This is a genomic window from Lysinibacillus sp. NPDC097231, assembly GCF_044761885.1.
Lineage (GTDB): Bacteria > Bacillota > Bacilli > Bacillales_A > Planococcaceae > Lysinibacillus.
On sequence record NZ_JBIWDH010000015.1, the window covers coordinates 17830 to 43906 of the forward strand.

A 26077-nucleotide genomic window follows, 5' to 3' on the forward strand; every position below is an offset into this window, starting at 1 on the left:
TTTACCTATCAATTATGCCTCGGCAAAATTGTGTCCGGAGGCTTTAACTTTCACAACACCAAAATTTAAAACGCCCAACTTCCTTTGCGGAAAATTGGCTCTACAGTACCATCTGGTAAAATACCGTCAATGTCCATCTCTCCACTGCCAATCATAAAATCTTCATGTGTTACAGAAATATTGGCCCCTAATGCTTCGAGCTGTCCGTTTTCCAAATCTCTGCCACCCTCTAAGCAAGTTGGATAAGCCTCACCAATTGCTAAATGGTTCGATGCATTTTCATCAAATAATGTATTAAAATATAAAATCTCTGATGCTGAAATTGGTGATTCATGAGGTACAAGTGCTACTTCACCTAAATAGCAAGAGCCTTCATCTACATTAATAAGCTCCTGTAATAAATCTTGACCTACCTGTGCTTCAGCCTTAATAATTTTACCTTCTTCAAATGTCAGTTTAAAGCCATCAATAATATTCCCTTGGTAAACTAATGGTTTTGTATTACTAACATATCCACTTACACCTTGCTTCAATGGTAACGTGTAAACCTCTTCTGTTGGCATATTAGCAATAAAGACAGTATCATTTGGCGTTTTACTACCACCAGTAAGCCATTTATGTTGTGGGGCTAACGCAATTGTTAAATCAGTACCTGGCGCTGTATAGTGAAGCTTTGCATATTTTTTACTATTAAGTAGCGCTGCACGAGATTCTAAATTAGCTACATGATCATGCCAGTTTTCAATAGCATTGCCTTCACCGATATGAACCGTTTTAAAAATTGCCTCCCATAATGCTGGTACTTGTTCCTCTGCAGCTAGTTTCGGAAATACTTTCGCTGCCCATTTTGGTGAAGGCACGGCAACAATCGACCAAGCTATTAAATCTTTCATCACAGCGTTACGATAATTTTTCAGTGCAGCCCCTGATACCTTTTGATGTGTTGCTAGACGCTCTGCAGGAATACCTGTTAATTTGTCTGGATCCGCAGCATCAATCCATAATAGTGCCCCTTTTCGTTCGATAAGCTCATCACGCATTTTGACTACCCATTCAGGGAAACGGTTAAATTCCTCTTCTGAAGCATGTTCAAAATAAGCGCGATCCATTTCACCATCAGAGAAGTTTACATGAACACGACCTGCCCCAGCCTTATATGCCTCTTTCACAACTAAACGAGCAAAATCCAGTGCATCTACTGATGTATTTATTAACAAGTATTGTCCTGGCTGAATATTGACACCAACTTTTACCGCAAGCTCTGCATATGCTTGTAATTTGTCATCAAACGTCATATTATTTACCTCGCTTCTGTACAATTGTTTTGGAGTTCCCTTCCACTAGTTCGCCATCATGCCATACCTTTTGCACTGGCTTGCCAGGAATTTCTCTCGTCCATTTTTTATACGTTTTCTCATCACGATAAGATAATAACGTCAATACTTCACCATCTGCTCCAGCACGACCAGTGCGACCTGAACGATGCAAATACTGCTCAATTGTTCGTGGAACATCGACATGAATAACATGTGTTAAACCTGCGATATCTAAACCACGTGCAGCAATATCTGTTGCAATTAATATACGAGCTTCCCCTTTACGGAATGCATCTAAAGCTTTTTTACGTTCTTCCTTTTTCATATCAGAATGTAATGTCACAATTGGGGCTGAACGGTATTGTAGTTTTGTTTCTTTCATCAGCAATTGGTCAATATTATTGACAAATGCTAGTGCACGTAAACCTTCTGTATGTGATAGTCGACGCAGAAAATCTGTTTTATCACGCTCCTCCACCTTTACGAAAGAGTGCACGACTTTACCGACCTTTAACATATCCTCAGGCTTAATTTTAAAGCGCACTGGCTCGAACATCATGCGGCTAGCCACTAATTCAATTTCTTCAGTAATGGTTGCTGAAACAACAACTACTTGTCGCCCATACGCTGAACCTTCGATAAAGGATTTTACGACAACACGATATTCACGGCTAAGAAGCTGATCACACTCATCTAAAATGACTGTTTCAATTTCTTTAAGCTTTAACTTTCCTGCACGAGCTAATTCATTTAATCGTCCTGGTGTCCCAACAACTATTGTCGGTTTTTTCTTTAGCTTTTCGATTTGACGCGCAGAATTTGCACCCCCGATTAGTTGCTGAACAGTAATATCGGATCCTGCAGTCCATTCGCGGATAACCTCTACTATTTGCATAGCTAGCTCCTGTGACGGGGCTACGATTAGTCCTTGTGTTTGTTTTTTTGAGCCATTTACTTTATTTAATAAAGGTAACACATAGGCTAGAGTCTTTCCCGAACCTGTCGGAGATTCAGCTACAATATCTTTACCCTCAAGCATTGCTGGAATCATTTCTTCTTGAATTTTCATCGCTTCTGCAAATTTCCATTTTGCTTGTAATTCTTCGTTTAATAAGTTTATTACTGACATGTAAATTCCCACCTTCTATCTGCTTGACACTAGTTTAACACACTCAGCATGTTCCATCTTCATATGTACTTAAACCATTAGATCAATTTCGCCTTGGCGTAATTGTTGCTGCCGCTTCGCTTTCGCACAGATAAACAATGCGTCCGGATTTTTGAATTGTGCCCACACAATTCATTCCTTTGAAAATCCGTGACATCCGCCGGAGGCTTTATCTTCATTCAGTAGTTGTTTAGACATCCACCGAAAAAAGGCTATACTGGCATTCATCTCACCACCTGCTGAGGTGGGAGTCTTCTGCTGAATGAAGATAATCGTTACATTAATTTATCTTCAATTAAAAAATCTGCACGACTCATACACGGAATTTGTAAGCCTTTCAAGCCCTCGCAGACACTTGCGCTCCTTTGATGGCTTGAGGCTTACCCGCGAAAAGCGAGCAGATTTTTATCTGGATAATTTAATTGTTAATCTACTATCTCATAGCCACATGCTAAAATAGCACATTCTGCTAAAACAATTAACGAGTCAATGTATATATCACTTAATTTTAGATCTCGATTAACGATAGATAATTCTGTACAACCTAATACAATACGATCGCAATTAAGTGCGAGCATTGCCTCTTCTATCGGCTGCCAATTATCCTGTGTGACATCCTTCCCAGCCTTTACATAATCGTAAATAACTGACATAACTTTTTCTCTCATCTTAGCGTCTGGGACTACTGGTGTAATGCCGTATTCCTCTAATGCATCTTGATACATACATGAAGTCAATGTACCTGTTGTCGCTAAAATGCCAACACGCTTTGCTCCTAAATCATATGCACGCTTCGCAGTTTCACGGATCATATGTAGAACAGGAACCGGAGAACCTTCAATGATATCTTCATAAAAAGTATGTGCCGTATTACACGGAATGGCAATCATATCAGCTCCAACTGAAGCAAGTTTTTTGGCATCCGCGATGATTACTGGAACTGGATTTTCTTTTGTATCATCTAAAATAAAGGCAGTACGGTCAGGAATATTCGTATCATTATCAATAATTGTATGCAAATGTTCCTGATCCTTTGCAGCCTTTGTACGTCTTACTATCATTTCGCCAATAAACATTGTTGCAAGTGGACCAACGCCACCAATTATACCTAAAGTTTGTTTTTTCATGAGTTAGACAGACCTTTGTTGTTAAAATATTTCTTATATTTGCGGTAAAAGCTTAAATTATCAAGTGTTACATTCAACCAACGTTTTGCATTCATATCCTTATAATTAAAAATAGAGTCAGTTGCTAATCCTTGGCGAATAAGGCTTTTCGCTTCTATCACAAGTTGTTCATTTTGTACATATTTAAAGAGTACACCATTAGGCACAATTGTCCAAAGATGCTTGTTCTGTACACAAGTTAGCTGTTGCTTGCTTCCACGAATGAAATCATCGGCAACATATTGCATTAAATTATAGCCACTTGCTGTCACATAATAATTCGAAAGCTCATTATGTAATTCAATACTTAAAAGCTTATATTGATCATCACGTTCATCGTATTTCATATCAAACGTGGCAAACCCTTGGAATTGGATCGCCTCAAGGAAAGATTTCACATCATCCATTAATGTCTTATCATATGTCGTCATAATTGCTACATAGCGACCAATACCTTCCGGAGAATGCTCCTCTAAAATTGGATTACCTACTGAAAGTAGCTTTACTTTACCATCTTGTCCAACATAAGCATTGACGACGCGCATGTTAGCATCTTCACCAGGAATATATTGCTGTATCATTAAGTCATCTCGATATGCAGATTCTTTATAAATGGCATGGAAAATTGCATCCTTTTCTTCTTGATCATATGCAATATAGACTTTTTTCTTCCCGGGGAAAATACATGTAGCGTATTTTGTCATATTCATTGGCTTAATGACAACTGGATACTCAAAAGGTATATTATATTCCTCATAGTCATTGACCGTACAGACATGCATTGCTGGATATTGAAAGCCAAACTCCGTACAAAGTTCATACATGCTCTCACGTGTTAAGAGCTGATTAGCAAGTGGAGCATCAACGTAAGGAATGACAAAATACCCAGCCAGCTCCTCTTTATGTTGTACAATTTTTTTTACATAAAATTCATCACAGGCTAATAACAATAATTTTTTACCTGAAAATTCCTCAGCAATTGCCTTTAAAGCAACTACAAATCGTTCTTCAATATGGAGTCTTGGTACTTCACGGAATGTCAATAAATCACTCTGTTGTATCTTCTCCATATTCGTATGATTCAATGCAAGTGGTTTAACCCCATAGGACTCGTAAAATGCTCTTGCCATACCGTAAGCATTCATTTCATCTCCTAATAAAACCGGTAAAAAAGCGTGCTCAATGGCCATTCTACTCAACTCACTTTAACTTTTTTTCTTAGTGTAACATACTTCCCCTAAAATCTTTATTACTCGTGCTATTAATCTATTTATGAACAGCTACAGCTTTAGATCCTAACTCTCGATAGCTGTTAAAAAATTGGTCCACATTGTATGTTACAAAGCCTTTTAATGGATCCATAACTACTACTTTATCGCCTAAATGCCCAGTTAACACAACAGCGTGTAAGTTCAAATAAGCATCATGTGTTTTACCTTCATATATCCAGCCTTTAGCGGGACTCATTTTTGGTGTCGATAAATCCAGTGTAACCCATGTCACAACTGGTACCCCATCTTGGATAAGATGTAAAATTTTATCTTGAGAGGCACCACTCATATTTGTGACACGTAAATCTGCCTGTTGATCTGCTATTACTGCCTCTGCTGCTTTTACAATAGGAGCTGCAAAGACATACATACCATGCGCTTTCTCACGAGGATTACCTGCAAATGCATTGTCTGGATTTGGACCAAAGCGTCGTCCGCCTGAAGTGTAAATTTTTTGCTTCGGTAAATACGTATCAGCCATTTCAAGTTTTGTAACATTTATACCATAATAATTTAAGACAGCTGTCAACGATGTAATTTCACAGCCATGTGGTAGTTCAGGATTTTGCTTAACAACTGGTACATCTAGCTCCTGTTCGTCCCTTGAGAAATGAGTCTGCAAACGATAATACGGCTTCGTCGCATCATACGTAAAATTTTCGATTGTCGTATAGCCATCTTTTTTCGTACTATTTTCAAGCGTAGTTGCTGCAATAGTATATTCCTGCCCATCTACAAGTTTCGAAAATACTGCCTCTCCTTCTTCAGAGCCAACCACATCCTCCACTACATTACCTGTCTCGACATCAGTGACAGTTATATAAAGGTTGGGAATGGGTGCACCACTATTAAACTCAACCGTTAAAACTGTTAATTCACTTTTTTGTTCTTTCTGCTGAGGAAAATCACAGCCTGAAAGTAGCATGATCATTAAAATACCTATTAGTAAAAGGCGTTTATACCTCGTCCACAAGACAAATTCCGCTCCTATCCCATTTGAAGACAAACACTTCAATTCTATTATTTCCATTTGTCGTAGACTCTATTATACGCTAATTTTTAATAGACGTTCCTATTTTATCTTCATTCAGCAGAAGACTCCCACCTCTACAGGTGGTGAGATGAATGCGATTTAAATTACTTTTCCAGTGGGTGTCCAAACACCTGCTGAATGAAGATAAAGCCTCCGGCGGATGTCACGGATTTTCAAAGGAATGAATTGTGCGGGCACAATTCAAAATCCGGACGCATTGTTTATCTGTGCGAAAGCGAAGCGGCAGCAACAATTACGCCAAGGCGAAATTGATCTTGATGCGGTAGAAAATTCACTCAACTAGCGAAAGGAGCTTGTTTCATTGATATGCACGCATTCTCTAACGGTATAATAAATTTTAGTGTGTGCTTACTTTAGGACGTAATGTATGCTTCAAAACTTTGCCCGAGGCATTGCGAGGTAATTCTGCTAAAAACTCAATCTCTTGTGGCACTTTATATTTTGCAAGCTTTGTTTGACAATAGGCCAATATTGCCTCTTCATCAAGGTTTTTTCCTTCCTTCAGTACAACAAATGCTTTCGGTACTTCCCCATATACTTCATGAGGTAGACCTACTACTGCTGCCTCTAAAATTTCTGGCAACTGATATAAAACCTCTTCTACTTCGATAGGATAAATATTTTCGCCGCCTCGAATAATCATATCCTTTTTCCTATCAACAATATAGAGATAGCCTTCTTCATCAAAACGCCCTAGATCTCCTGAATAGAGCCAGCCATCTCTAATTGTTCTAGCTGTTTCTTCAGGATTGCGTAAATAGCCTTTCATTACCTGAGGTCCTTTTACGCAGATCTCTCCTACCTCACCTGCTGGCATAGGCTCTCCAAAGCTGTCCACTACACATACCTCTGTTTGTGCCAATGGCTTTCCTACCGAACCAATCTTTGTTAATGCATCTGTATCTAAAAGGGAAGTGGCCGCAGGAGAATTTTCGGTTTGACCATATAGATTTTGTACCTTTATATTATGGAATGCCTCTTTCACCTGCTTCACGAGCTCATAAGGCATAGGAGCTGCCCCGTAACATAATAAACGTAAATTTTTAAATATTTGTTCCTTAAACCCAGGTGTATTTAGAATAATGGTATACATGGACGGAACGCCGAAGAAAATTGTCGCATCCGTTTTGGCCAGCTGCTCTAATGTATTCGTCGGTGAAAAAGCTTCCTCAATCACAACTGTACCGCCTTTAAAAAACATTGGCATTGCAAATACATGAAGTCCAGCACAATGAAATAAAGGTGTACAAATAAACATTCTATCCTCATTGGTCATAGTCATAGATGACGACCAGATAGCTGCAGTTGATACAATGTTTTGATGTGTAAGCATAACCCCTTTTGGTTTACCTGTCGTCCCAGAAGTATACATAACAACTGCTGTATCATTAGGCTCCAATTTGATGGTTTGCCTTGGACCATCATAGCTCTTGATGACATCTTTCATATCTTCAAATCCTACAATATGTTGGAATGAATAAGGAATATCCGTAAGTATATCCTCTAATCTTTCGTCATAAATTAGTCCTTTTGCATGTGAATGATTAAAAATAAATTCAACCTCTGGAGCCGCTAATTTTGTATTGATAGGCATGACAACATAGCCAGCTAACTGAACACCGATATAAGCTACTAGAAATAAATCTGAATTGAGCGTGTATAATGCAATTACATCATCTTTTTCAAAACCTTGCTCTTGTAAGTATGCTGCGAGTATTTCAGCATTTTTATAAAACTCACTATAGGTCAGCTTTTTTCCATCATATAACGTTGCAACCCCCTTAGGTTGTTGCGTAGCATAGTTTCGCAGGATATCTGTCATTAACATCGTCATCATAAGCCCCCCAAATTTTTAATATTCATAACTCTGAAATCGTGTAGAGCCATCCCAAAAAGCAAATTTATCACGATACAAATTTCAGAAAATTATGATTATATTCTAACAAGCTATAAATTAGTTGGCAATTTTTCTACACATACGAAAATATGACCACAATGTAACAAAATATACTTATACATTTTACTTTTCTATCAAATTCTGTTAGGTGTATGATATTTGTACAATTATTTTTAGGAAAGGCCGGGTTAAAATGCTGTACGCACTATTAGGAGACTTACATTCTAATATAGAAGATACTAAGGCAGTGTTAGCTCATATTCAGCAAACTGCAAATGAAGCAAAAGTTATAGGATTAGGCGATTTATATGAATGTACGGTAAGTAAGAAAAAAGCTCAAACGATGTCTGGGTTACCACTACAAAAAGCTGCGATTGTGGATAATGATTTTGAAAATTTACTTACTTTTCCCTCTATTCGGGGTAATCAGGAAGAACGTATTACACGTGTAACAGGCATCAGGCGTTTTACAGAGTTACCTGAAACAATGGAAATAGATGGTGCAACACTTATGCACGGACATCAATTTAAATGGAGTGTGACATGGCAGCCGAAATTTCCTCCATTCAAAAAACCGCTTCTTTTCTTTGGACATAGTCATGAATCTGGCCTTTATCGTGGAAATAAAAAGCTGCCGATTCGTATTCACTTTGGTCAACCGATAGCATTACAAGAAAAGCAGTATGGCATCAATGTCGGGTCAGTGGTTGATCACCGTGAATGGTGTTTGTACGATAGTGAAAAACGAACAGTAACATTTATGGTCGCTCCATCAAATGATAAGGTTAGTGTGCCACTATAGTTTTTTCGCATGTCTACATAGTATACTTGAAGCCGAAAGTTGAATACTTTTGCTCGGCAGAAAAGGGCTTTCCTATTTAGGAAGCCCCTTTTCTATTAATGGATATATTGTTTTTTCTCGTTTAATAAAATTTGCTTTAACTCTTTTAGTTTGTCTATAACGACGTACGATTCTTCTGTTATTTCTTTTAAGTATTTTTCTGCTTCTTCTTTATGGCCTCGATTGTATTCCTGTACGGCCTTTTTCGCAATTTCATGAACATGGATAAAAGGACGCTCCAATTCTACATAAGCTCTCTCTTTATTTAATAGCTTTTTCCCTGTGCCGTAATACCATTCCCCAAGTCGAGATTCCTGCGGTGAGCCGACATCCTGCTCCGTCATCGTTTCAAACCCTAATAATAGATTATAGATTTTCCAGCGCCACAATAAATGATCTGTAATTGCTAGTTCAATAATATCCTCTTGACTAATAATAAAGTTTTTAGAAATAGTCGATGAACGATAACCATCAATCATCTTACTTAGTTTGTAAATCGCAGAACCCATATCAAAGACAATAACCTTACTTTTTTGCATGCTCTCCGTAATATTTCGATTGCGCTCCGATATATCTGTCGCAGATACGGCCTGTGCCTTAGTTGTCGTAGCGATTTCCTCAAAACGTGCACCTTGCTGCTGTAAATTTTTATTTAATTCGGTAAGCGTTTGAGAAATATGCAACGTATCAGTAACACCTTGGTGCAAATCCTGTGAAAATTGATTCGTTAAAGTACTAATATTATTCGTAATATGAAGTAATTCTTGAATGTCAGTATGAATAGATTTCACGGAAGTACTCGTATCATCTGCTAGTTTCCGAACTTCCTCTGCCACAACAGCAAAACCTTTCCCAGCTTCCCCTGCACGAGCTGCCTCAATAGAAGCATTTAGGGCCAGTAAATTCGTCTGGTCTGCAATCCTTTTAATTAACTCCATCAATTTTGCTACACTATTAACGCGCTCAACTAAGCGGTCAATATCCGCTTGCATAGATTTATGTCCTTCGTCGGTCGTTTGTAAAATGGTCGATACCTGTTGCAACGATTCTAAATCTTGGTTTAACTTTTTCAAAGCATGCTTCGTATGTTCTGAGATGTCTCCAACAGATGCCGCAATTTCTTCAATACTTGTATCTAAATCGTGCATAGAGTTATCCACTGCAATAATTTCTTCTTGCTGAATATCTTGAAATTCAATAAGCTCCTTAATTGAATCTAACTGCGTATTATATGTAATAATTTCGCCTAAGCCATTAACGACTGAACCTGCTTGAATTTCAATGTAAGTCTCTAGAATGATTTGTTGGTCAATCGTTACCAAACTATCATAAGACAGTAATACATCAAGCATTTTCTCTTGATCACTTGATAGCGCCTTCACAATCAATGGAATAATTAATTGATTAATGAGCGTGTATGCAGAAATCATCCAGTTTGGCAGTACACCTATTCGCGCATGAATATAGGCAATTTTCCGTCTTTTGAAGACATAATCAAGGTCCAACTTATCGTCAAACAAGCTAATAAAATGAGAATCGAATAATCCTTTTAATCGTTCGACCGTTGAATGTGTATGAATAACTTTGTTAAACTCCGGTATTTCTAATAAGCGGTCATAAAAATTATCCAATATATCTTTTCGATTATCTTCATAAATCTTACGTAAGAAACTAACAGATTCCCTTCGGATTCTAGATAAAGCTAAGAAATCCAATTTTTCTTTAAAACGCTCATTTGTCTCAATATCTGAATTTTTTGCGGCAGAGAAATAATCATAGGACTGATTAACTTTCTTTCTTTTGAACACGATGCCCCACTCCCCTTTTTTTAAAGTACATTTCAACCATCCCAATTTTTATAAATCGTTTTTTTCATTGTATTATGAATTTAGTACCAATTAATAAAACATATATATTTTACCAATAATCCAAAAGTAAGCATAGGGTCCCTAAACAATATTTACGTATTCTTTTAGTTTTGTACACTCGATAGACAATTTTTCATTTTACTATTACTCATCGTATTCAACACAAAAACGCTAAAATCGCTTTCGACTTTAGCGTTTTTATTACTAGCAATTCTCGCAATCCTTTAAAGCATCGAGTAATTTTTCCATTTCACAAATTCGATCACACATCGTTTGAATCAGGTTGCGAAGGATTGGTATTAATTCCTGACACACACAGAATCTTAAAGCGTTTTGCGCCAGGCGTACTCCTCCTTGATGGTGAACAATCATTTCTCGAAGATAGTTTATATTGATATTATTAGAAACTGGTGGTAGACTCATTGCTTTGAACATAGCTTCAGTTATTTCTTTATATGCGCACATATAGTCGTACAATTCATATTCTGAATTTTGAACGATACAGCATCTATTTTGAATAGCTTCCAGACATTCAACAATCTCAGTCGTTGTTTCTATTATTTCTAATGCAAGATTTTGTACGAATATATTAGTTGTGAATCGCAAAACATTTTCTGACATTTTTATAGCGGCTACTTGATGCGGTAGTATTTGTTTTATAAAGTTTTCAGATATACTACATGTAATTGTCACATAGGTCATGCCCTGTATCATTTTATCGAGAATCCTTTGATAATCTTCTAAATACACCTTTGTTACATTACTGAGTTCAATTGGTTTAGTCATTAGACACACTCCTCCTTTCAGAGTAATGTATGCCTGATAGGTAGCTGTGCGGTAGACAATTGTACCAACTGATAATCATTTATTCCTTCATTGTTATTTTACAACGATAGAAATATTTTATGGTTGATTAGGTGCTTTTGCCACACCTTAAATGTCTTTATATGTATCGAGGCACTTTTGACAAATACATTTATTTTGCTTTTGAGTTAGTTCTTCAAAAATTTTCTCAGGAAAGCTTTCAGTCATACACCAGCACTCCTTTTGCCCTTTAGCTACCCCACAATGATTTTCTTTTCTACATAGTGGACAACGATTTTTCTCCATTTTTTCACCTCCTCTATTTACTTTACAGTGTAAATTAAAAAAGGAGGAGTACCAATTTCACACTCCTCCTAAAATAGCTTATTGCTCTTTCCCATGAATCTGTTGCTTTACTTCTTCAGTGTCTGTATCACTATATTTTGCTGTACCATAACCACCACTTTGGGCTAGTAGCTTTTTCACGTCGTTATAAGATAAACCTGCTTCAGCATTTTTTCTTTTTACTTCATTAATATCTGTTCCGGAAGAAGTAAACTGAGCATCACTACGTTCATTCATGCAATTACTACCTCCTATAATTCATCAGGCTGCAATTCGATTAATTCGTCGCCTTCTCGTTCAACTCTTTTATTAAGCTCCTCAACAGGTATAGCATCAACCGTTTGCATATCTTCGTGTAAGTCGAAAAGACTTATCGTATCTGATTCAACCATGTCTGGTTTATCCTTACTTGCTAAATTCATAAAAATTTTTTTCTTATGTGGTATGTTTTCTATGTCCATTATTTCACACTCCTTTACAGATAGTGTGTGAAATGTCTGGCTAATTATGTGCCTTTCGTTTTTGCATTTTTATCGATACGGTGATACTCAGATATTTGTATAACCCGAACATTTCTTGTATGCAGTTCATGATATATCCCTCTACTATCTGTAAAGGAGATATACTGATCTCGCTCATTTCTAACCAATGCCTCTGCTTTTTCCTGTGATTCGATATGAATAAATCTTCTAACATAATGCATTTCATCAAAGAAATAAGTAATTTTAAACTCTTTCATTTATTAATAGCTCCTTGATTACTGGATATGTGTTGTTACTGCTTATCATATCCAATTACCTGCAGTTGCTATCCCATTGCCTGTTTTTTCGCATACCCTATATTAAAGAAGAAATTACATTGGAGGTGATGAATTTGATTCATACAGTTAAAGCAGGAGAAACGCTGTCTCAAATAGCCAGAAATTATCGTACACCACTATCGTCCATAATTGCCGCTAATCCTGGGATAAATCCTAATGTCCTTTATATCGGACAACAAATTATAATCCCAGGGTTCCCTAATCCAAATACTCTCCCTTATAAAATTGATATTTCTACGGAAAATCGTTGGCTACGATTATATAAGGATGATATTCTTCAAAAGCAATATCCAATCGCAGTTGGTAGGATGCTACATGATACACCAATCGGCAATTTTATAATCATTAATAAGGATCCAAACCCTGGTGGTCCGTTTGGTACAATGTGGATGAGTTTGTCTAAAGAGCATTACGGTATTCATGGAACCAATGATCCAAGCTCTATCGGTCATGCTGTCTCACGTGGCTGTATTCGTATGCATAATAAGGACGTCGAAGAGCTTGCAAGCATTATTCCGATCGGTACTGGCGTTTTTATTCATCCTTAAAGTCAAAAGAGGCTATCTTTTCTCAGTGCAGCAAGGTAGCCTTTGTTAATTATTCTTCTCTTATAGCTTGTGCAAGCTTCGATAAATAATATTGCTCCTCTCTTAGCATATGATCCGCCATTAGAGCTGTAAATGTTCCTAATACTTCAGCACTTAGCTCCATCTCTTCTAACTCACGTAAAAAGGTTTGAAATAATTTCATTTCTAGCTCTACATCCTGATTAAAGCGATTCAATGCGGGGAATGATTGCATATTTGAACGCAAATATCCCGTTAACTCTACAGCCTTTAAATAAAATTGTTCAAAATGTTGAGCAAAGGTATTACTTTTTTGCCTCAATCTTCTTTCTACTCCATCCAAATCGTCATGAATGATGCCAGCATGTCCTGATGCATCTAAAAGCCAAACTAAATGATGATGTAGCTCATGAAAGATTGGCGGGACTTCCCCTTTCTTCAGGTAAGCTAGGACATTTTGATATTCCTCTAATTCATTTACCATATGATTGATAAATGTAGGGGGAAGATGAATACTAATATCTCCTATTAATTGTTTTCTAAGGATATGAAATTTAAATTGCTTGAGTTGTTCTACATTCTCATCGACAGTTAGCGTAAAGGAAACTGTATTCGTAGCATCTAACGAATTGACAAAGGCAAGAAGCTGAGAAAATTGCTGAATAAATGAGCTTGCTCTTGCAATCTCCTCCTTCTCTGATGGATACAATGAATCATGAATGAATTGAGAATGATCTTTCAGTATCCCTAGCCAAAACCTATGTTCAAATACTGCATGCTGCACGTAATTCGACAAGCAGTCACATCTCCTTTGTTCTTTACGTTCCTCTATTTTATTCTTCTATATAATCCAATATTAATGCTCTGTGAAATTATGCCTATCGCTTAGTCCTCCGTATAGGATGAAACCCTTAAAGCAATACTACATAATGCTGAAGCAGATTCAATTATTATTAAAATTTTAAATTTGTTTGGAGGGAATACGCTTGTCCACGAAAGACAATTTATTATCTATTTTTGCGCTAGGTGGAATTAATGAGATTGGGAAAAATATGTATGTAGTACAATATGAAAACGATATATTAATTATCGATTGCGGCGCTAAGTTTCCAGACGAAAGCTTATTAGGCATTGATTTAATAATCCCTGATATTACGTACCTTCTAGAAAATAAAGAAAAAATTAAAGCATTAATTGTGACTCATGGACATGAGGATCATATTGGCGGTATCCCATATCTCTTAAAAAAATTAAAAGTACCTATTTATGCCACACGTTTTACTCTTGGATTAATCGAGTTAAAGCTGAAAGAGCATAAGCTTTTAAGAGAGACAGATTTAATAGAAATTCATTCCGATTCATCTTTAAATTTCGGACAAGTTGATGTTAGTTTCTTTAGAACGAACCATAGTATACCTGATTGCCTTGGAATCGTTTTTAATACCCCCGAGGGAAATGTAGTGCACACTGGTGACTTTAAATTTGATTTAACGCCTGTAAATAATCAGTTTGCTGATATCCATAAGATGGCCGAAATAGGAACAAACGGTGTATTAGCACTTATTTCCGAAAGTACTAATGCAGAAAGACCTGGGTTAACTCCATCAGAAATGCTTGTCGGTGATCATATTGAAGAAGCATTTTTACATGCCGACCGCAAAATTATTATTTCTACTTTTGCTTCGAATGTTAATCGAATACAACAAATTGTCAACGCAACGATTGCTACAGATAGGAAGCTTGCATTACTAGGGCGTAGTATGGTGAATGTAGTAGATGTAGCACTTGAGCGAGGATACTTAAACATTCCAGAGGATATGTTAATCGATGCACGTGAGGTAAAATATCTCCCACCTGAAGAAGTAGTCGTTCTATGTACAGGTAGTCAAGGTGAGCCATTAGCAGCACTCTCTCGCTTAGCAAATGGCAATCATCGTGAAGTAAAAATTTTGCCTGATGATACAGTTATTTTGGCTTCATCCCCTATTCCGGGAAATGAAAAGAGCGTTTCACGCATTGTCGACAATTTGTTTCATCTAGGTGCAAAGGTGATCTATGGCTCCTCTAGCAACACAGGTATGCATGTGTCAGGACATGGCTACCAGGAAGATTTAAAATTAATGCTTACTTTAATGAAACCAAAATTTTTCATTCCGATACATGGTGAATTCCGTATGTTACATCAGCATCGTTTGCTGGCTGAATCTGTGGGTGTCAAAAGAGGACATACTTTTATTATGAAAAATGGGGATGTCGTTGATTTTGAAAATGCCAAGGCTAGGCAAACACGTAAAATTCCCTCTGGTGATACGTATGTTGACGGTATCGGTATCGGTGAAGTTGAAGGGATTGTCTTACGTGATCGCAAACAGCTTTCAGAGGATGGGATGCTTGTTATCGTTTTAACGTTAAGCAAGGCAGACGGAGCATTTATTGCAGAACCTGATACAATTTCGCGAGGCTTTGTTTATGCCAAAGACTTCGAGGAGCTTCTAACTAAAGTAAATTTCCTTACTAAAGAAACGGTAAATGAACTTCAGGAAGAAAGTAGGCAGCAAATACATGTTTTAAAAAGAGAAATCAAAAGAGCTGTCGGTCAATACCTTTTTTCACAAACAAAAAGAAAACCCATGATATTACCTGTTATTATCGAAATTTAAAATAGCCGGTGTGAAGGTACTTTTCCCTTTGCACCGACTAAATCGCTTTATTGATAATTTTTTAATAGTTCAAGCTCTTGCATTTCTGTATAGAGTTCGCCCTTAAAAATTTTATGTAGCATTTCATTATAAAGATACTGAACCCCATTAAACCCAGCTTGTAAATTAGTTGCATGATTTTCTATTTGCATGAACAAATGGTCAGAATGCTGAGGTAGCCCGTCTAATGCTGTCATTAGTGAATCTTTATTTTTTAATAAAAGCTGAATCATATTCAAAAGTTGTACCATTTTATATTGAATGTCAATCATCGGGATATTAAGTGTAATACTATCCAAATAATTACATTCTTTATTTATTGGATACCACTTTAGAAAATGAAATAAATAGTCACTTAAAATAACCGATTCATTCGGAATAATAGCCACGATATCATTGGCAATAAATACTTCATTTTTACATTGATATACATGTTTATTTGTATCCTTCGTTTTAGTAAGAAGAATCGTTTTTGCCGGTACTGTTGTACACATAAAATGTTTTTTAAATGCACCGTTAATCTTCGGTAATTGATGGATATTATTATCTAGCATTAGCTGCTTTAAATTCTTTGCTGTAATAAAAGGTAATCCAACTTTTGTAAAGGGCTTCTTCTCTGGTACTATGTTTCCTACTTCAATTTTAGCAACTTCACCTAATCGATAACGCTTTCTCATTCCTGAGACCTCCAATCCTTCACTTAATTAGGTATACGGTATACTCCAAAACAAGCCATTCAAGAATTATCAACACTGTTTTTCATAAGTCTTTTCTCTTAATAACAAATCATCACCCTTAATTGTACCATTATAATGTAACATTATCTCTATTATACTACTATAATGGTATATGCTTTTGTAAATTTTTTCACTAGCTTTTTACATAGAGGTGAATCTTATGTCAGACTTTTTAAAGCTAGTAGGTGAACAACTCCGTATCGCTAGAGTATCCAAGGGTCTTAGTCAGGAAGAAGTTGCAGAAAGAACGGGGAAATTAGGTTTTAGTAAAGGTCGAGTCTCAAATATTGAACATGGGCAATCTAATATCACTTTAAGCACTTTAGAAACGCTGATGAAAGCATTAGATATTGCCCCTGAGGAGCTTTTTAATTTTCAAAAATTATCTGGTGTTACTGATATTGAAGAAAAGAACCTCATGCTTGACATTCATCGCTCATTACTAAGAGAGCGCAATTTGGATGAGGTAAAATACGTAGTACGCATAACAAAGGATTTTTTAGATACTATTGATTCTCAATCAAAGAAAAACAGCTCCAATGGTTAATGACATTGGGGCTGTTTTGTTAGTGAATATGACACATCAGACATGTTACATGCCAAACTTTTGACGATAGCCACATTTTCTACATAGCTCTTCTACCGCTTCTCTTCGTGAAAAGCCATCAACAATATTATTGGCACGCTCTCCCTCCACAATGTCAGTGAAGGATTTCTCATGCACATTTCCTAAATTAATAACGCCCTCACCATCTAGACAGCATGGTACAACTGTACCATCCACTAGAATAGCAGCCTGGCTTCTCAGTGCATGGCAAAAGCCTTTTCCTTCATCCTCAGGCTCAAGCAAGCTTGGCCATTTGAATTCATGATCCTGATTTAAATAAACATTATGAGCAATCTTTACACCTTTACCAGGCTGCACTTTTTCTTCGATACGATAATCAAGATTATATTCATTTTCAAGAATTTCAAGCGTTTCACGATTTCTTCGGGCCGCAATATCTGATATATGATCCTTTTGTAAATTCCATAAACGATATGAAATAATCGTATTATATTCTCTCGAAGCACGAACAAAATCTAATATATCCTCTAAATATTTCTCACGATTTTCCGAACCCTCATGGCCATCAAAACTATGCAAAGAGAAATTAATTTGGCGTAATGCTGGTTTGCCAAGTATCTTTTCACGATTCTTTTTAATCAGTGTGCCATTCGTTGTAATATTAACTTTAAAGCCCTTCGCATGGGCAGCGTCAAGCAGCTGATCGATACGTGGATGTAAAAGCGGCTCCCCCTTCACATGCAAATAAATATATCTCGTATGAGGACGTATTTCATCCAGTATTTTATTAAATTGTTCCACTTTGATAAGTCCCTTTGCACGAGCAGTTGGCGGACAGAAGCTACATGCTAAATTACAGACGCTCGTAATTTCTATATAAACCTTTTTAAATGTTCTCAACGTCGATTCACCGTTCCAGTTCTTTAAATATTCAAATCCTATTTATTTTAACAAATTTATACGATAAGGAGCAGTTTTTCAGTATTTATATCTTTTCCTCTCGTATTATTTATACATCGCAGGGCTACATATACAAGTAAGTTTGCGAAATATTAATACCTTAATAGTATTACTGAAATGAAGGGAGGGAACACTATGGCTGATAATGAACATTCAAAGGACCCATCCAAAAATCATATTACCATCAATTTTACTTTTAACATCGGCAATACAGATATCCACATTGAACAAAGGGCCAAGGGTGGGGGGCAAATTAACAAGGATGTAGGTACTAATGCAAACCAAGGCGGTCAAAATGCAATTAATGGAAGTACTAGAAACATAAATTCTCAATTTGCCGATGGAAATGGCAGAAGCGGTATTGCTGGTAACGATAATGATGAAGCTGGTGGACAACAAGGAATAAAAGTAAGAGATAGTCGAGTGATTGACAGCGATTTACACTCATCCTCTAACCACAGTGAAAGTAATGAAGAGGAGAATGCGGTCTCTCCATCCTTAGATGAAAACGAATAAGGTTAAAAATTAAAACTTCTATCTGTAGGAATATTGCATTCCAACAAATAGAAGTTTCTGTGTAAAGGATAGGTCTGTGACTCAACCTCAAATATTGCGTTTAGAATTCTTTGTGCCATCAAATGAATATAGCATAGGCTTACCATCAACATAGGTTTCTAAATGAACAGGACGACCCCATAGTTGATGAATGTATGGTAATACGTTTTCTAAATAGTGGGGATCAAGCTCCATGCCCTCATAACCATGTACTAAATACAGCTCACCATTGCGAAGGTAATCTCCATTTTTCACAACGATATAAGGGAATCCCCCATTTACTCTCATGGATACGAGCTGATCCCGTACCATTTTATAATCCTTGTCTGTAATGCGATATTCATTACCCTTTTTCTGGAATAAATAAAGATCTTCTTGCTTTGCTAAATCTTTTGTTAAATAGTTTCTGATAAAGGAAATATCCGACTCTATCTCTCTAACTTCGAATATTTTCTCACGGCCTGAGTTTGGCTGCACACCCAACTTTTTCATTTCCTCCGTTGGATTATTATACCGATCTTCAATATTCTCAAAAATTTTTATTCCAAGATAATAAGGATTAATCGAAGTTTTTGATGGCTGCACAACACCTGCATTTAATTTTGCATATTCAATGGTTTCTGCAGTTGTAAGCTTAAGCTCACGCATGATTCGTTGATGCCAAAAAGAAGCCCAGCCCTCATTCATAATCTTTGTTTCTAATTGTGGCCAAAAATAAAGCATTTCCTCACGCATCATCGTTAATATATCTCGCTGCCAGTCCTCTAACTCACGGCTATGCTCTTCTAAAAATAACAATAAATCCTTCTCTGGCTTTGGCGGGAAGTGCTTTATTTTTCGCCGTGTCGATTTATATTCTTTTTCTTTGTCATCTAAACTCCACAGATCATCGTACTGCGACTTTGTTGGAAGAACTTCCTCTTCCTCTTCATCTTCTGTATTCCAAGATAACTTTGGTCGTAAAATGGATGGATCAATATGTTCCTGAATGGCTAAAATAGCATCCAAAAACTGTTCCACCTCATCCTTTCCATACTCTCTTTCATAGCCAGCTATACGTTCAGCAGTGGCCGTCATGCTCTCCACCATATCTCTTCTTGTATTGGAAAAGCGTACATTATTTTTAAAGAAATCACAGTGCGCCAAGACATGCGCAATAATTAATTTATTTTGGGTTAACGTATTTGTATCGAGTAAAAATGCATAGCATGGATTCGAGTTAATCACTAGCTCGTATATTTGGCTTAGTCCAAGATCATATTGAAGCTTCATTTTATGAAATTGCTTGCCAAAGCTCCAATGTGAAAAACGTGTAGGCATACCATATGCGCCAAAGGTATAAATAATATCTGCTGGACAAATTTCATAACGCATTGGAAAATAATCTAAGCCAAAGCCTGAGGCAATTTCAGTGATTTCATCAATCGCTTTATGAAGCTCTTGCATCTCCATTTTTCTGCCCCTCCTTTGAACATGAATGTTTACAGCGTTTCAGCTTCCATCTTCACCTTTTTTGAAAAAGCTTTTTAAAGCATCATAAACGTCACCTTTTTTTCTCAAAATATGATACCTAAATTTCGGGTCATCTATCTTTTTGTATGTGTACATAAGTGTAGAAAAACGATTATGCTGATTCACTTCACCGTATCCAAACATACTAGATACATCCATTAGCTCCCCCACTAGCTTTAAGCATTTTTCATTATCCATTGAAATATTTTCTCCATCTGAAAAATGTACAGGATAAATATTATAGCGAGAAGGATTATACTTTTCCCGAATTAATTCCAATGCTTTTATATAGGCGGATGAACAAATAGTTCCTCCGCTTTCTCCCTTCGTGAAAAATTCTTCTTCCGTCACTACTTTTGCCTCCGTATGATGTGCAATAAACTCAATTTCCACTGTTTCGTACTTAGAACGCAAAAATTTTTTCATCCAGAAGAAGAAACTTCTTGCGCAATATTTTTCAAAGGAACCCATCGAGCCACTCGTATCCATCATTGCAAGGACTACTGCCTTCGATTCAGGTTTCTCCACTTCATCCCATGTTTTAAAACGTAGATCATCATTATGGATTGGTGTAATATCTGGTTTCCCTTGCATGGCATTACGCTTTAATGCATTAAGAATCGTGCGCTTTTTATCGACATTCCCCATAAGGCCTTTTTTCCGAATATCATTAAACTCAATTTTTTCAGTTTTAATATCTGCTTTTTCTTTCTGCTGCAGATTGGGTAGCTCGAGCTCATTAAATAACACATTTTGAATTTCCTCAATGCTTACTTCCGCTTCGTAATAGTCTTGGCCAGGCTTGTCGCCAGCTTCTTTTCCTTTGCCATTCGCCTGATTGCCTCGACCGGGCTCACGTGCAACTACATCACCTACATTACTGTCTCCTTGTCCTTGCCCCACATGTTTGGAGTTATCATAGTTATATCGAATTTTATATTCATCCAGTGAACGTATAGGTATTTTAATAACCTCACGACCATTGGACATGACAATACTTTCTTCACTAACTAAATCAGGCAAATTATTCTTAATAGCATCTTTTACTTTTTCCATATGACGTTGCTGGTCCTGGTGCCCTTTACGATGGAGGGACCAATTTTCCTGAGAGATGACAAAGCGTTTGTTTTCGTGTTCAGTCATTTTTATCCTCACCCATCTATCAAATTCGCTTTTTCTATACTATGCTAGTAATCCGCTTTCTTGAACTTTTTTAAGAGAAATGAATTACGCTTTAAAATGAAGCGAAAAGGAGTGCCCTAAAATGGGACACTCCTATAACCTTAATGCTTCCACCAAATAGTTTAAGCAATTAACGATTTAACAGACTACCTACATATTGCAATAATTCATTGGCAGAAGTTGTATTATAGCCATGTTCATCGACAAGCCTTGCTACAACCTCATTAATTTTCTTCAATTGCGATTCATCCGGCATTTTTGAAGACGTTGTAATCTTTACAATATCTTTTAAATCAGCAAATAATTTCTTCTGTATTGCTTCTCGTAATCTTTCATGAGAATTATAGTCAAAACGCTTTCCTTTTCGAGCATAGGCAGAAATACGAATGAGTATCTCCTCACGGAATGCTTTTTTCGCATTTTCTGAAATGCCAATTTGTTCCTCAATGGAACGCATTAATTTTTCGTCAGGATTCATTTCCTCACCAGTTAATGGATCGAAAATTTTATTTTTATTACAAAACGCCTCTACATTATCGAGGTAATTATTCATCAGTGTTTTTGCAGACTCTTCATACGAATAAACGAAAGCTTTCTGCACTTCGTTCTTGGCAATTTCGTCGTACTCTCTTCGAGCAACTGCAATATAATTCATATATTTTTCTCGATCCTCTTGGGAAATGGAAGCATGCTGATCGAGCCCATCTTTTAGTGCTCTTAGTACGTCTAACGCATTAATAGACGGTACTTCTTTTCGAATAATAGCAGAAGAAATACGATTAATAATATACCGTGGATCAATACCGTTCATGCCTTCATTCGGAAACTCTTTTTTTAGTTCCTCTAAGTCAACGGAATTAAATCCCTCCACATTTTCTCCGTCGTACAGTCGCATTTTTTTAATAAGATCCACACCTTGCTTTTTCGGTACTTCAAGTCTTGTGAGAACCGAAAAGATTGCTGCGGCCTTTAATGCATGCGGCGCAATATGAACATGAGACATATCACTTTCTTTAATCATCTTTTCATAAATCAACTCTTCTTGACTCACTTTTAAGTTATACGGAATCGGCATCACGATAATTCGTGAATGTAGCGCCTCATTCTTTTTATTTGAAATAAATGAGCGATATTCCGTTTCATTAGTATGTGCTACAATTAACTCGTCTGCACTAATTAAAGCAAATCGACCTGCTTTAAAATTACCCTCTTGTGTTAAAGATAATAAATTCCATAAAAATTTTTCATCCAGTTTTAACATTTCCTGAAATTCCATCATACCCCTATTCGCCTTATTTAACTCACCGTCGAAGCGATAAGCACGAGGGTCAGATTCTGAACCAAATTCTCCAATTGTCGAGAAATCAATACTACCTGTTAGATCTGCAATATCCTGCGATTTTGGATCTGATGGTGTAAAGGTTCCTATGCCTACACGTTTGTCTTCAGAAAAAGTAATACGTTCAATCATCACATTTTCAATACGTCCATCGTATTCCTTTTCAAGACGCATCGTATTTAAAGGCGATAAGCTTCCTTCAATTCGTATTCCATACTCCTCGTAAAATTCGTTACGCAAATGATGCGGAATTAAATGTAGTGGATCCTCATGCATTGGACATCCCTTTATTGCATAAACTGCGCCTTCATCCGTTCGCGAAAATTGCTCCAGTCCGCGTTTCAGCAAGGTCACTATTGTCGATTTCCCTCCACTAACTGGTCCCATTAATAACAAAATACGTTTCCTTACATCCAACCTGCGTGCTGCTGGATGGAAGTACTCTTCCACCAATCTTTCAATTGCTGTTTCAAGCCCAAAAATTTCTTGCCCAAAAAATTCGAACATTTTTTGCCCATCGCGTTCCTCTACACCAGCACTTTTTATCATATTGTAGACGCGTGAATGGGCTGTTTGAGCAACTTCAGGTCTTTCCTTAATGATGTTTAAGTAATCTGCAAATGTTCCTTCCCACTTCAGCCGATTTTCTTCTTCGCGATAGCTTTTCACTTTATCTAAAATGTTGATAGCCTTCCCTCCATTCAGGGCTTGATTTATACCATAGTATGAAGTAAATGACATTATGATACCCAATACTTTTTCTTTGTCGAAGTTTCTTCTTATTGCTTATAATTTTTTTCTGATGTTAACAGAAATTTATCGCCAAAACGAATCATTTCGCCTGACGCATTTCGGCCCATCACCAAAATAAGGGATGCATTTTTTTGAAACTATGCATGAATACAAGTTGATTGGAGTGGAAACTGGGCGACTCCTTGGGGCAGCGTCATTGCTGTTTTTTTCACAAAAATTGCTCATTTCTACCGCTTTGTTTTCCCACAAAAAGTGCTGAATGAAGATAAAAAATTCGGTTATTCTAACATTAGAAAGGAGGTCCATTATTGAATCGCCATTTTATATTCCTTCTATCATGGATTTTTTTATGGAGCTTTACTCTCCCCACTATTGCATTAGCAAAAGAAGAACCCACCCAAGAAGAAATTGTGCAGCAACGTATGGCCTATTACGTACAATTTGACGAATTGCTTATCCCATGGCATTTCCTAGCAGCCATTGACCAATATGAACGAAATCTACAATCAGTTCGTAAAGATATTCCAAAGCGAGATGGTACTATTGCCATTCAATTTTCTGATGAATATTGGTCAGGTGCTTTAAATCCTGTACGAGATGATACTCGCCCAGAAACAATTAGTTACTTTGGCGGGATGGGACTAGATGGCAACGGTGACGGAGTTGCCAGCCCAAAGGATGATGCCGATATTATTTTCTCCATGGCTACTTTTTTAAGTAAATTCGGAACAACTGATGAGGACTTTAAATTAGCTTTATGGGAGTATTACGGAAGTGAACAAGCCGTAAACCAAATCTTTACCATTTCCAAAATGTATAGTCATTTCAAAACAACTGAGCTTGATGCCCACACATTCCCAATCCCTACTAATTATGATTACAGTTATCGGAGTACATGGGGAGACAATAGGGGCTGGGGCGGACGCCGTATTCATGAAGGCACAGATATTTTCGCTAGCTATGGTACTCCAGTACTTTCTTCCTCTTATGGAGTAGTAGAAATAAAGGGCTGGAACCAATTTGGTGGTTGGCGCATAGGCATTCGAGATAATCATAATTCATACCATTATTATGCCCATCTTGGTAGTTATAATAAGAAAATTAAAATAGGCGACTTTGTCGAGCCTGGAACTGTTCTCGGTTATGTTGGTAGTTCTGGCTACGGTAAAGAAGGAACGTCCGGAAAATTCCCGCCCCATCTTCACTACGGGATTTATAAGTTTAATGGGCGTACAGAATGGGCATTTGATCCATATCCATCATTACTGCAATGGGAACGACTAGCAAAAAAAGCAAAGCAGTAAATGTGACACACAAAAAAAGAAGGATAGATAAAATTGACTTTATCCATCCTTCTTTTTGCTACATATATCTGGTGATTTCATAAGACCACAAGCTTTCTACCTCTGATCCGTCCGTTTCTCCCCTTCAATTTGTAGAACTAGTTTGTTGCAATTGTTGTTGTTGCAATTTTCCTGACTGAATTTTCCTAGCTCCGTATCTTTGCCCTGAGCGTCTACAATTCCATAAGTGAATAAGCCACCCATATACTCGTCCAAGAAATAAACATAGCTTTTAAAGGTTGGTTTCGTTCCCCACTCTCGTTCAGCCACATCATCCTTCTGCCATTTAATGACTGCCAGACCTTCATTATTCACTTCATAATAAGCATCGCTATAGCCGGCGAGATTCAGCGTGAAACGCAATGCTTCTCCTTCTGGAAACGTGTAATAGAAGTAATTATACCCTTCTCCAGAATGAAGAGGTGGCGCTTCCTCTGTGAGTTTTTCAAGTCCTAGCGCAATATGACGCGCCTTCGTGAGATCCCCGTGCATCAGTGTCTCGTATTCTTCCTGTCCCGCAGGTGTACGGATAATAACCCGTTTTTCTTTGCTATTGTAATAGACATAACCGCCAAGTGTCTCGCTAATGAAACGAATCGGCACATAAGTGCTACCGTTTTTGTTTACTACTGCAGCGTCTAATTTTATCGCCTTCCCATTAACTGTTGCTGTTTTTCTTCCCGCCACAAGCTGTACTTTCTTACTCTTATCTTTATTTTGAATCGTTACGACACCGGTCTTAGGATCATAAGCGAGCACAGGCCATGACGGGTCGCTCAGAGACCTTAATTTAACCAATGTTCTTCCTTCAACCGAAATAAAGTCATACTCAGCTTGACCGTTAACAAAAAGAGACGTAGAAGAGGCCGCATTTGCTGAAGTATTACCAATAAAGCTCACAAATATCACGAAGCCTATTATTTTGAACCATTTGTTCATACATATCCCTCCTAAAATCGCATTGTTTTTCGGAATAATTATACCATCCAAACTAAAATATGGATAATAAAGGAAGACACAAGCCACTTTGATAGATTAGCAGTTATGGAGTAAACAATATTTATGTAACTTAATAGATAATGCTTTTTCATTAAACTAGGTATAAATGCATAAAGGCATTTTTAAAAATTTAGAATCCTCATTTAGACATATACATTTAACTACCAATAATTAATAACCACGATTTGTTATTGTACTAAAAAACTATTTTTAATATTTCCTATTAAAAGGACTTATTTATAAATAGATTTAGTTATAGAATATATTTGTACTATAACAATTTACATTTTAAAGATTATGAACTAATAAAAGGA

26 protein-coding genes are annotated in these 26077 nt (G+C 37.0%); 7 read left to right on the forward strand and 19 right to left on the reverse strand.

Going from position 1 to position 26077, the window contains the following annotated elements; translation table 11 throughout:
- Positions 1-65: 65 nt before the first annotated feature.
- The 5 genes from ACIQXF_RS10820 to ACIQXF_RS10840 all read right to left on the reverse strand — a co-directional run bounded on the left by ACIQXF_RS10820 (position 66) and on the right by ACIQXF_RS10840 (position 5894).
- Positions 66-1295 carry an aminopeptidase gene (locus tag ACIQXF_RS10820; protein WP_402782695.1) on the reverse strand — a complete coding sequence of 410 codons (1230 nt, stop codon included), beginning with the start codon at positions 1293-1295 and terminating at the stop codon, positions 66-68.
- Between the two features lies 1 nt (position 1296).
- Entirely contained in the window at positions 1297-2445 is a 1149-nt protein-coding gene (locus ACIQXF_RS10825; RefSeq protein WP_402782697.1) for a DEAD/DEAH box helicase, read from the reverse strand.
- Between the two features lie 464 nt (positions 2446-2909).
- Positions 2910-3611: a cysteate racemase gene (cuyB, locus tag ACIQXF_RS10830; RefSeq protein ID WP_402782699.1), complete on the reverse strand. Its 702-nt coding sequence runs from the start codon at positions 3609-3611 to the stop codon at positions 2910-2912.
- Positions 3608-4840: a carboxylate--amine ligase gene (locus tag ACIQXF_RS10835; protein ID WP_402782701.1), complete on the reverse strand. Its 1233-nt coding sequence runs from the start codon at positions 4838-4840 to the stop codon at positions 3608-3610. The genes cuyB and ACIQXF_RS10835 overlap by 4 nt, the downstream gene beginning before the upstream one ends.
- 76 nt (positions 4841-4916) lie before the next feature.
- On the reverse strand, positions 4917-5894 hold the full coding sequence (locus ACIQXF_RS10840; protein WP_402782703.1) for a C39 family peptidase: 978 nt from the start codon (positions 5892-5894) through the stop codon (positions 4917-4919).
- A gap of 220 nt (positions 5895-6114) precedes the next feature.
- Between ACIQXF_RS10840 and ACIQXF_RS10845 the strand changes: the two genes are divergently transcribed.
- On the forward strand, positions 6115-6258 hold the full coding sequence (locus ACIQXF_RS10845; RefSeq protein WP_402782705.1) for a hypothetical protein: 144 nt from the start codon (positions 6115-6117) through the stop codon (positions 6256-6258).
- A gap of 54 nt (positions 6259-6312) precedes the next feature.
- Here the strand turns inward: ACIQXF_RS10845 and ACIQXF_RS10850 are convergent, their stop codons facing one another.
- Positions 6313-7809, reverse strand: a complete 1497-nt coding sequence (locus ACIQXF_RS10850; RefSeq protein WP_402782823.1) for a class I adenylate-forming enzyme family protein — start codon at positions 7807-7809, stop codon at positions 6313-6315.
- A 256-nt stretch (positions 7810-8065) separates the two neighbouring features.
- Here ACIQXF_RS10850 and ACIQXF_RS10855 point away from each other — a divergent pair, with 256 nt between their 5' ends.
- Positions 8066-8674, forward strand: a complete 609-nt coding sequence (locus ACIQXF_RS10855; RefSeq protein WP_402782707.1) for a metallophosphoesterase family protein — start codon at positions 8066-8068, stop codon at positions 8672-8674.
- A 95-nt stretch (positions 8675-8769) separates the two neighbouring features.
- Here ACIQXF_RS10855 and ACIQXF_RS10860 read toward each other — a convergent pair whose 3' ends face one another.
- The 6 genes from ACIQXF_RS10860 to ACIQXF_RS10885 all read right to left on the reverse strand — a co-directional run bounded on the left by ACIQXF_RS10860 (position 8770) and on the right by ACIQXF_RS10885 (position 12469).
- Entirely contained in the window at positions 8770-10521 is a 1752-nt protein-coding gene (locus tag ACIQXF_RS10860; protein ID WP_402782709.1) for a protoglobin domain-containing protein, read from the reverse strand.
- A gap of 264 nt (positions 10522-10785) precedes the next feature.
- Positions 10786-11367: a DUF305 domain-containing protein gene (locus tag ACIQXF_RS10865; RefSeq protein WP_402782711.1), complete on the reverse strand. Its 582-nt coding sequence runs from the start codon at positions 11365-11367 to the stop codon at positions 10786-10788.
- Between the two features lie 147 nt (positions 11368-11514).
- Positions 11515-11691: a cysteine-rich CWC family protein gene (locus ACIQXF_RS10870; protein WP_402782713.1), complete on the reverse strand. Its 177-nt coding sequence runs from the start codon at positions 11689-11691 to the stop codon at positions 11515-11517.
- 78 nt (positions 11692-11769) lie between these two features.
- Positions 11770-11967, reverse strand: coding sequence for a gamma-type small acid-soluble spore protein (locus ACIQXF_RS10875; RefSeq protein ID WP_402782715.1), 198 nt, complete (start codon positions 11965-11967; stop codon positions 11770-11772).
- A 14-nt stretch (positions 11968-11981) separates the two neighbouring features.
- A complete protein-coding gene (locus tag ACIQXF_RS10880; RefSeq protein WP_402782717.1) occupies positions 11982-12191 on the reverse strand; it encodes a hypothetical protein in 210 nt (69 codons plus the stop codon).
- A 44-nt stretch (positions 12192-12235) separates the two neighbouring features.
- The gene (locus ACIQXF_RS10885; protein ID WP_402782719.1) at positions 12236-12469 is read right to left on the reverse strand and encodes a hypothetical protein; all 234 of its coding nucleotides are present in this window, start codon (positions 12467-12469) and stop codon (positions 12236-12238) included.
- Positions 12470-12603: 134 nt separating this feature from the next.
- On the opposite strand from ACIQXF_RS10885, the gene ACIQXF_RS10890 reads away from it, so the two are divergent.
- Positions 12604-13098 (forward strand): L,D-transpeptidase family protein, encoded by a 495-nt coding sequence (locus ACIQXF_RS10890; RefSeq protein WP_402782721.1) that lies wholly within the window; start codon positions 12604-12606, stop codon positions 13096-13098.
- A gap of 49 nt (positions 13099-13147) precedes the next feature.
- Here the strand turns inward: ACIQXF_RS10890 and ACIQXF_RS10895 are convergent, their stop codons facing one another.
- Positions 13148-13912 carry a DUF2935 domain-containing protein gene (locus tag ACIQXF_RS10895; RefSeq protein WP_402782723.1) on the reverse strand — a complete coding sequence of 255 codons (765 nt, stop codon included), beginning with the start codon at positions 13910-13912 and terminating at the stop codon, positions 13148-13150.
- Positions 13913-14102: 190 nt separating this feature from the next.
- Here ACIQXF_RS10895 and ACIQXF_RS10900 point away from each other — a divergent pair, with 190 nt between their 5' ends.
- Positions 14103-15776, forward strand: a complete 1674-nt coding sequence (locus tag ACIQXF_RS10900) for a ribonuclease J (protein ID WP_402782725.1) — start codon at positions 14103-14105, stop codon at positions 15774-15776.
- Positions 15777-15823: 47 nt separating this feature from the next.
- On the opposite strand, the gene ACIQXF_RS10905 is transcribed toward ACIQXF_RS10900, so the two are convergent.
- Positions 15824-16492, reverse strand: coding sequence for a restriction endonuclease subunit S (locus ACIQXF_RS10905; protein ID WP_402782727.1), 669 nt, complete (start codon positions 16490-16492; stop codon positions 15824-15826).
- 220 nt (positions 16493-16712) lie between these two features.
- Between ACIQXF_RS10905 and ACIQXF_RS10910 the strand changes: the two genes are divergently transcribed.
- Positions 16713-17099: a helix-turn-helix domain-containing protein gene (locus tag ACIQXF_RS10910; RefSeq protein ID WP_402782729.1), complete on the forward strand. Its 387-nt coding sequence runs from the start codon at positions 16713-16715 to the stop codon at positions 17097-17099.
- 45 nt (positions 17100-17144) lie between these two features.
- Here the strand turns inward: ACIQXF_RS10910 and ACIQXF_RS10915 are convergent, their stop codons facing one another.
- Positions 17145-18020 carry a radical SAM/SPASM domain-containing protein gene (locus ACIQXF_RS10915; protein ID WP_402782731.1) on the reverse strand — a complete coding sequence of 292 codons (876 nt, stop codon included), beginning with the start codon at positions 18018-18020 and terminating at the stop codon, positions 17145-17147.
- Between the two features lie 195 nt (positions 18021-18215).
- Here ACIQXF_RS10915 and ACIQXF_RS10920 point away from each other — a divergent pair, with 195 nt between their 5' ends.
- Positions 18216-18596: a hypothetical protein gene (locus ACIQXF_RS10920; protein ID WP_402782733.1), complete on the forward strand. Its 381-nt coding sequence runs from the start codon at positions 18216-18218 to the stop codon at positions 18594-18596.
- A gap of 87 nt (positions 18597-18683) precedes the next feature.
- On the opposite strand, the gene ACIQXF_RS10925 is transcribed toward ACIQXF_RS10920, so the two are convergent.
- The 3 genes from ACIQXF_RS10925 to ACIQXF_RS10935 form a co-directional block, all read right to left on the reverse strand.
- Positions 18684-20087, reverse strand: a complete 1404-nt coding sequence (locus ACIQXF_RS10925; protein WP_402782735.1) for a SpoVR family protein — start codon at positions 20085-20087, stop codon at positions 18684-18686.
- Positions 20088-20126: 39 nt separating this feature from the next.
- Positions 20127-21290, reverse strand: coding sequence for a sporulation protein YhbH (yhbH, locus tag ACIQXF_RS10930; RefSeq protein ID WP_402782737.1), 1164 nt, complete (start codon positions 21288-21290; stop codon positions 20127-20129).
- A gap of 169 nt (positions 21291-21459) precedes the next feature.
- Positions 21460-23355, reverse strand: a complete 1896-nt coding sequence (locus ACIQXF_RS10935; RefSeq protein WP_402782825.1) for a PrkA family serine protein kinase — start codon at positions 23353-23355, stop codon at positions 21460-21462.
- Between the two features lie 374 nt (positions 23356-23729).
- Between ACIQXF_RS10935 and ACIQXF_RS10940 the strand changes: the two genes are divergently transcribed.
- The gene (locus ACIQXF_RS10940) at positions 23730-24725 is read left to right on the forward strand and encodes a M23 family metallopeptidase (protein ID WP_402782739.1); all 996 of its coding nucleotides are present in this window, start codon (positions 23730-23732) and stop codon (positions 24723-24725) included.
- Between the two features lie 96 nt (positions 24726-24821).
- Here ACIQXF_RS10940 and ACIQXF_RS10945 read toward each other — a convergent pair whose 3' ends face one another.
- Positions 24822-25703 (reverse strand): copper amine oxidase N-terminal domain-containing protein, encoded by an 882-nt coding sequence (locus ACIQXF_RS10945; RefSeq protein ID WP_402782741.1) that lies wholly within the window; start codon positions 25701-25703, stop codon positions 24822-24824.
- Positions 25704-26077: the final 374 nt, after the last annotated feature.

Excerpts from the sequence above, each read along its gene's own strand:
- ACIQXF_RS10820 (WP_402782695.1), bottom strand. The coding sequence starts at position 1,295 with ATGACGTTTGATGACAAATTACAAGCATATGCAGAGCTTGCGGTAAAA.
- ACIQXF_RS10825 (WP_402782697.1), bottom strand. The coding sequence starts at position 2,445 with ATGTCAGTAATAAACTTATTAAACGAAGAATTACAAGCAAAATGGAAA.
- cuyB (WP_402782699.1), bottom strand. The coding sequence starts at position 3,611 with ATGAAAAAACAAACTTTAGGTATAATTGGTGGCGTTGGTCCACTTGCA.
- ACIQXF_RS10835 (WP_402782701.1), bottom strand. The coding sequence starts at position 4,840 with ATGGCCATTGAGCACGCTTTTTTACCGGTTTTATTAGGAGATGAAATG.
- ACIQXF_RS10845 (WP_402782705.1), top strand. The coding sequence starts at position 6,115 with ATGTCACGGATTTTCAAAGGAATGAATTGTGCGGGCACAATTCAAAAT.
- ACIQXF_RS10850 (WP_402782823.1), bottom strand. The coding sequence starts at position 7,809 with ATGACGATGTTAATGACAGATATCCTGCGAAACTATGCTACGCAACAA.
- ACIQXF_RS10855 (WP_402782707.1), top strand. The coding sequence starts at position 8,066 with ATGCTGTACGCACTATTAGGAGACTTACATTCTAATATAGAAGATACT.
- ACIQXF_RS10865 (WP_402782711.1), bottom strand. The coding sequence starts at position 11,367 with ATGACTAAACCAATTGAACTCAGTAATGTAACAAAGGTGTATTTAGAA.
- ACIQXF_RS10870 (WP_402782713.1), bottom strand. The coding sequence starts at position 11,691 with ATGGAGAAAAATCGTTGTCCACTATGTAGAAAAGAAAATCATTGTGGG.
- ACIQXF_RS10875 (WP_402782715.1), bottom strand. The coding sequence starts at position 11,967 with ATGAATGAACGTAGTGATGCTCAGTTTACTTCTTCCGGAACAGATATT.
- ACIQXF_RS10880 (WP_402782717.1), bottom strand. The coding sequence starts at position 12,191 with ATGGACATAGAAAACATACCACATAAGAAAAAAATTTTTATGAATTTA.
- ACIQXF_RS10885 (WP_402782719.1), bottom strand. The coding sequence starts at position 12,469 with ATGAAAGAGTTTAAAATTACTTATTTCTTTGATGAAATGCATTATGTT.
- ACIQXF_RS10905 (WP_402782727.1), bottom strand. The coding sequence starts at position 16,492 with ATGAGAAAGCGTTATCGATTAGGTGAAGTTGCTAAAATTGAAGTAGGA.
- ACIQXF_RS10910 (WP_402782729.1), top strand. The coding sequence starts at position 16,713 with ATGTCAGACTTTTTAAAGCTAGTAGGTGAACAACTCCGTATCGCTAGA.
- ACIQXF_RS10920 (WP_402782733.1), top strand. The coding sequence starts at position 18,216 with ATGGCTGATAATGAACATTCAAAGGACCCATCCAAAAATCATATTACC.
- ACIQXF_RS10925 (WP_402782735.1), bottom strand. The coding sequence starts at position 20,087 with ATGGAGATGCAAGAGCTTCATAAAGCGATTGATGAAATCACTGAAATT.
- yhbH (WP_402782737.1), bottom strand. The coding sequence starts at position 21,290 with ATGACTGAACACGAAAACAAACGCTTTGTCATCTCTCAGGAAAATTGG.
- ACIQXF_RS10945 (WP_402782741.1), bottom strand. The coding sequence starts at position 25,703 with ATGAACAAATGGTTCAAAATAATAGGCTTCGTGATATTTGTGAGCTTT.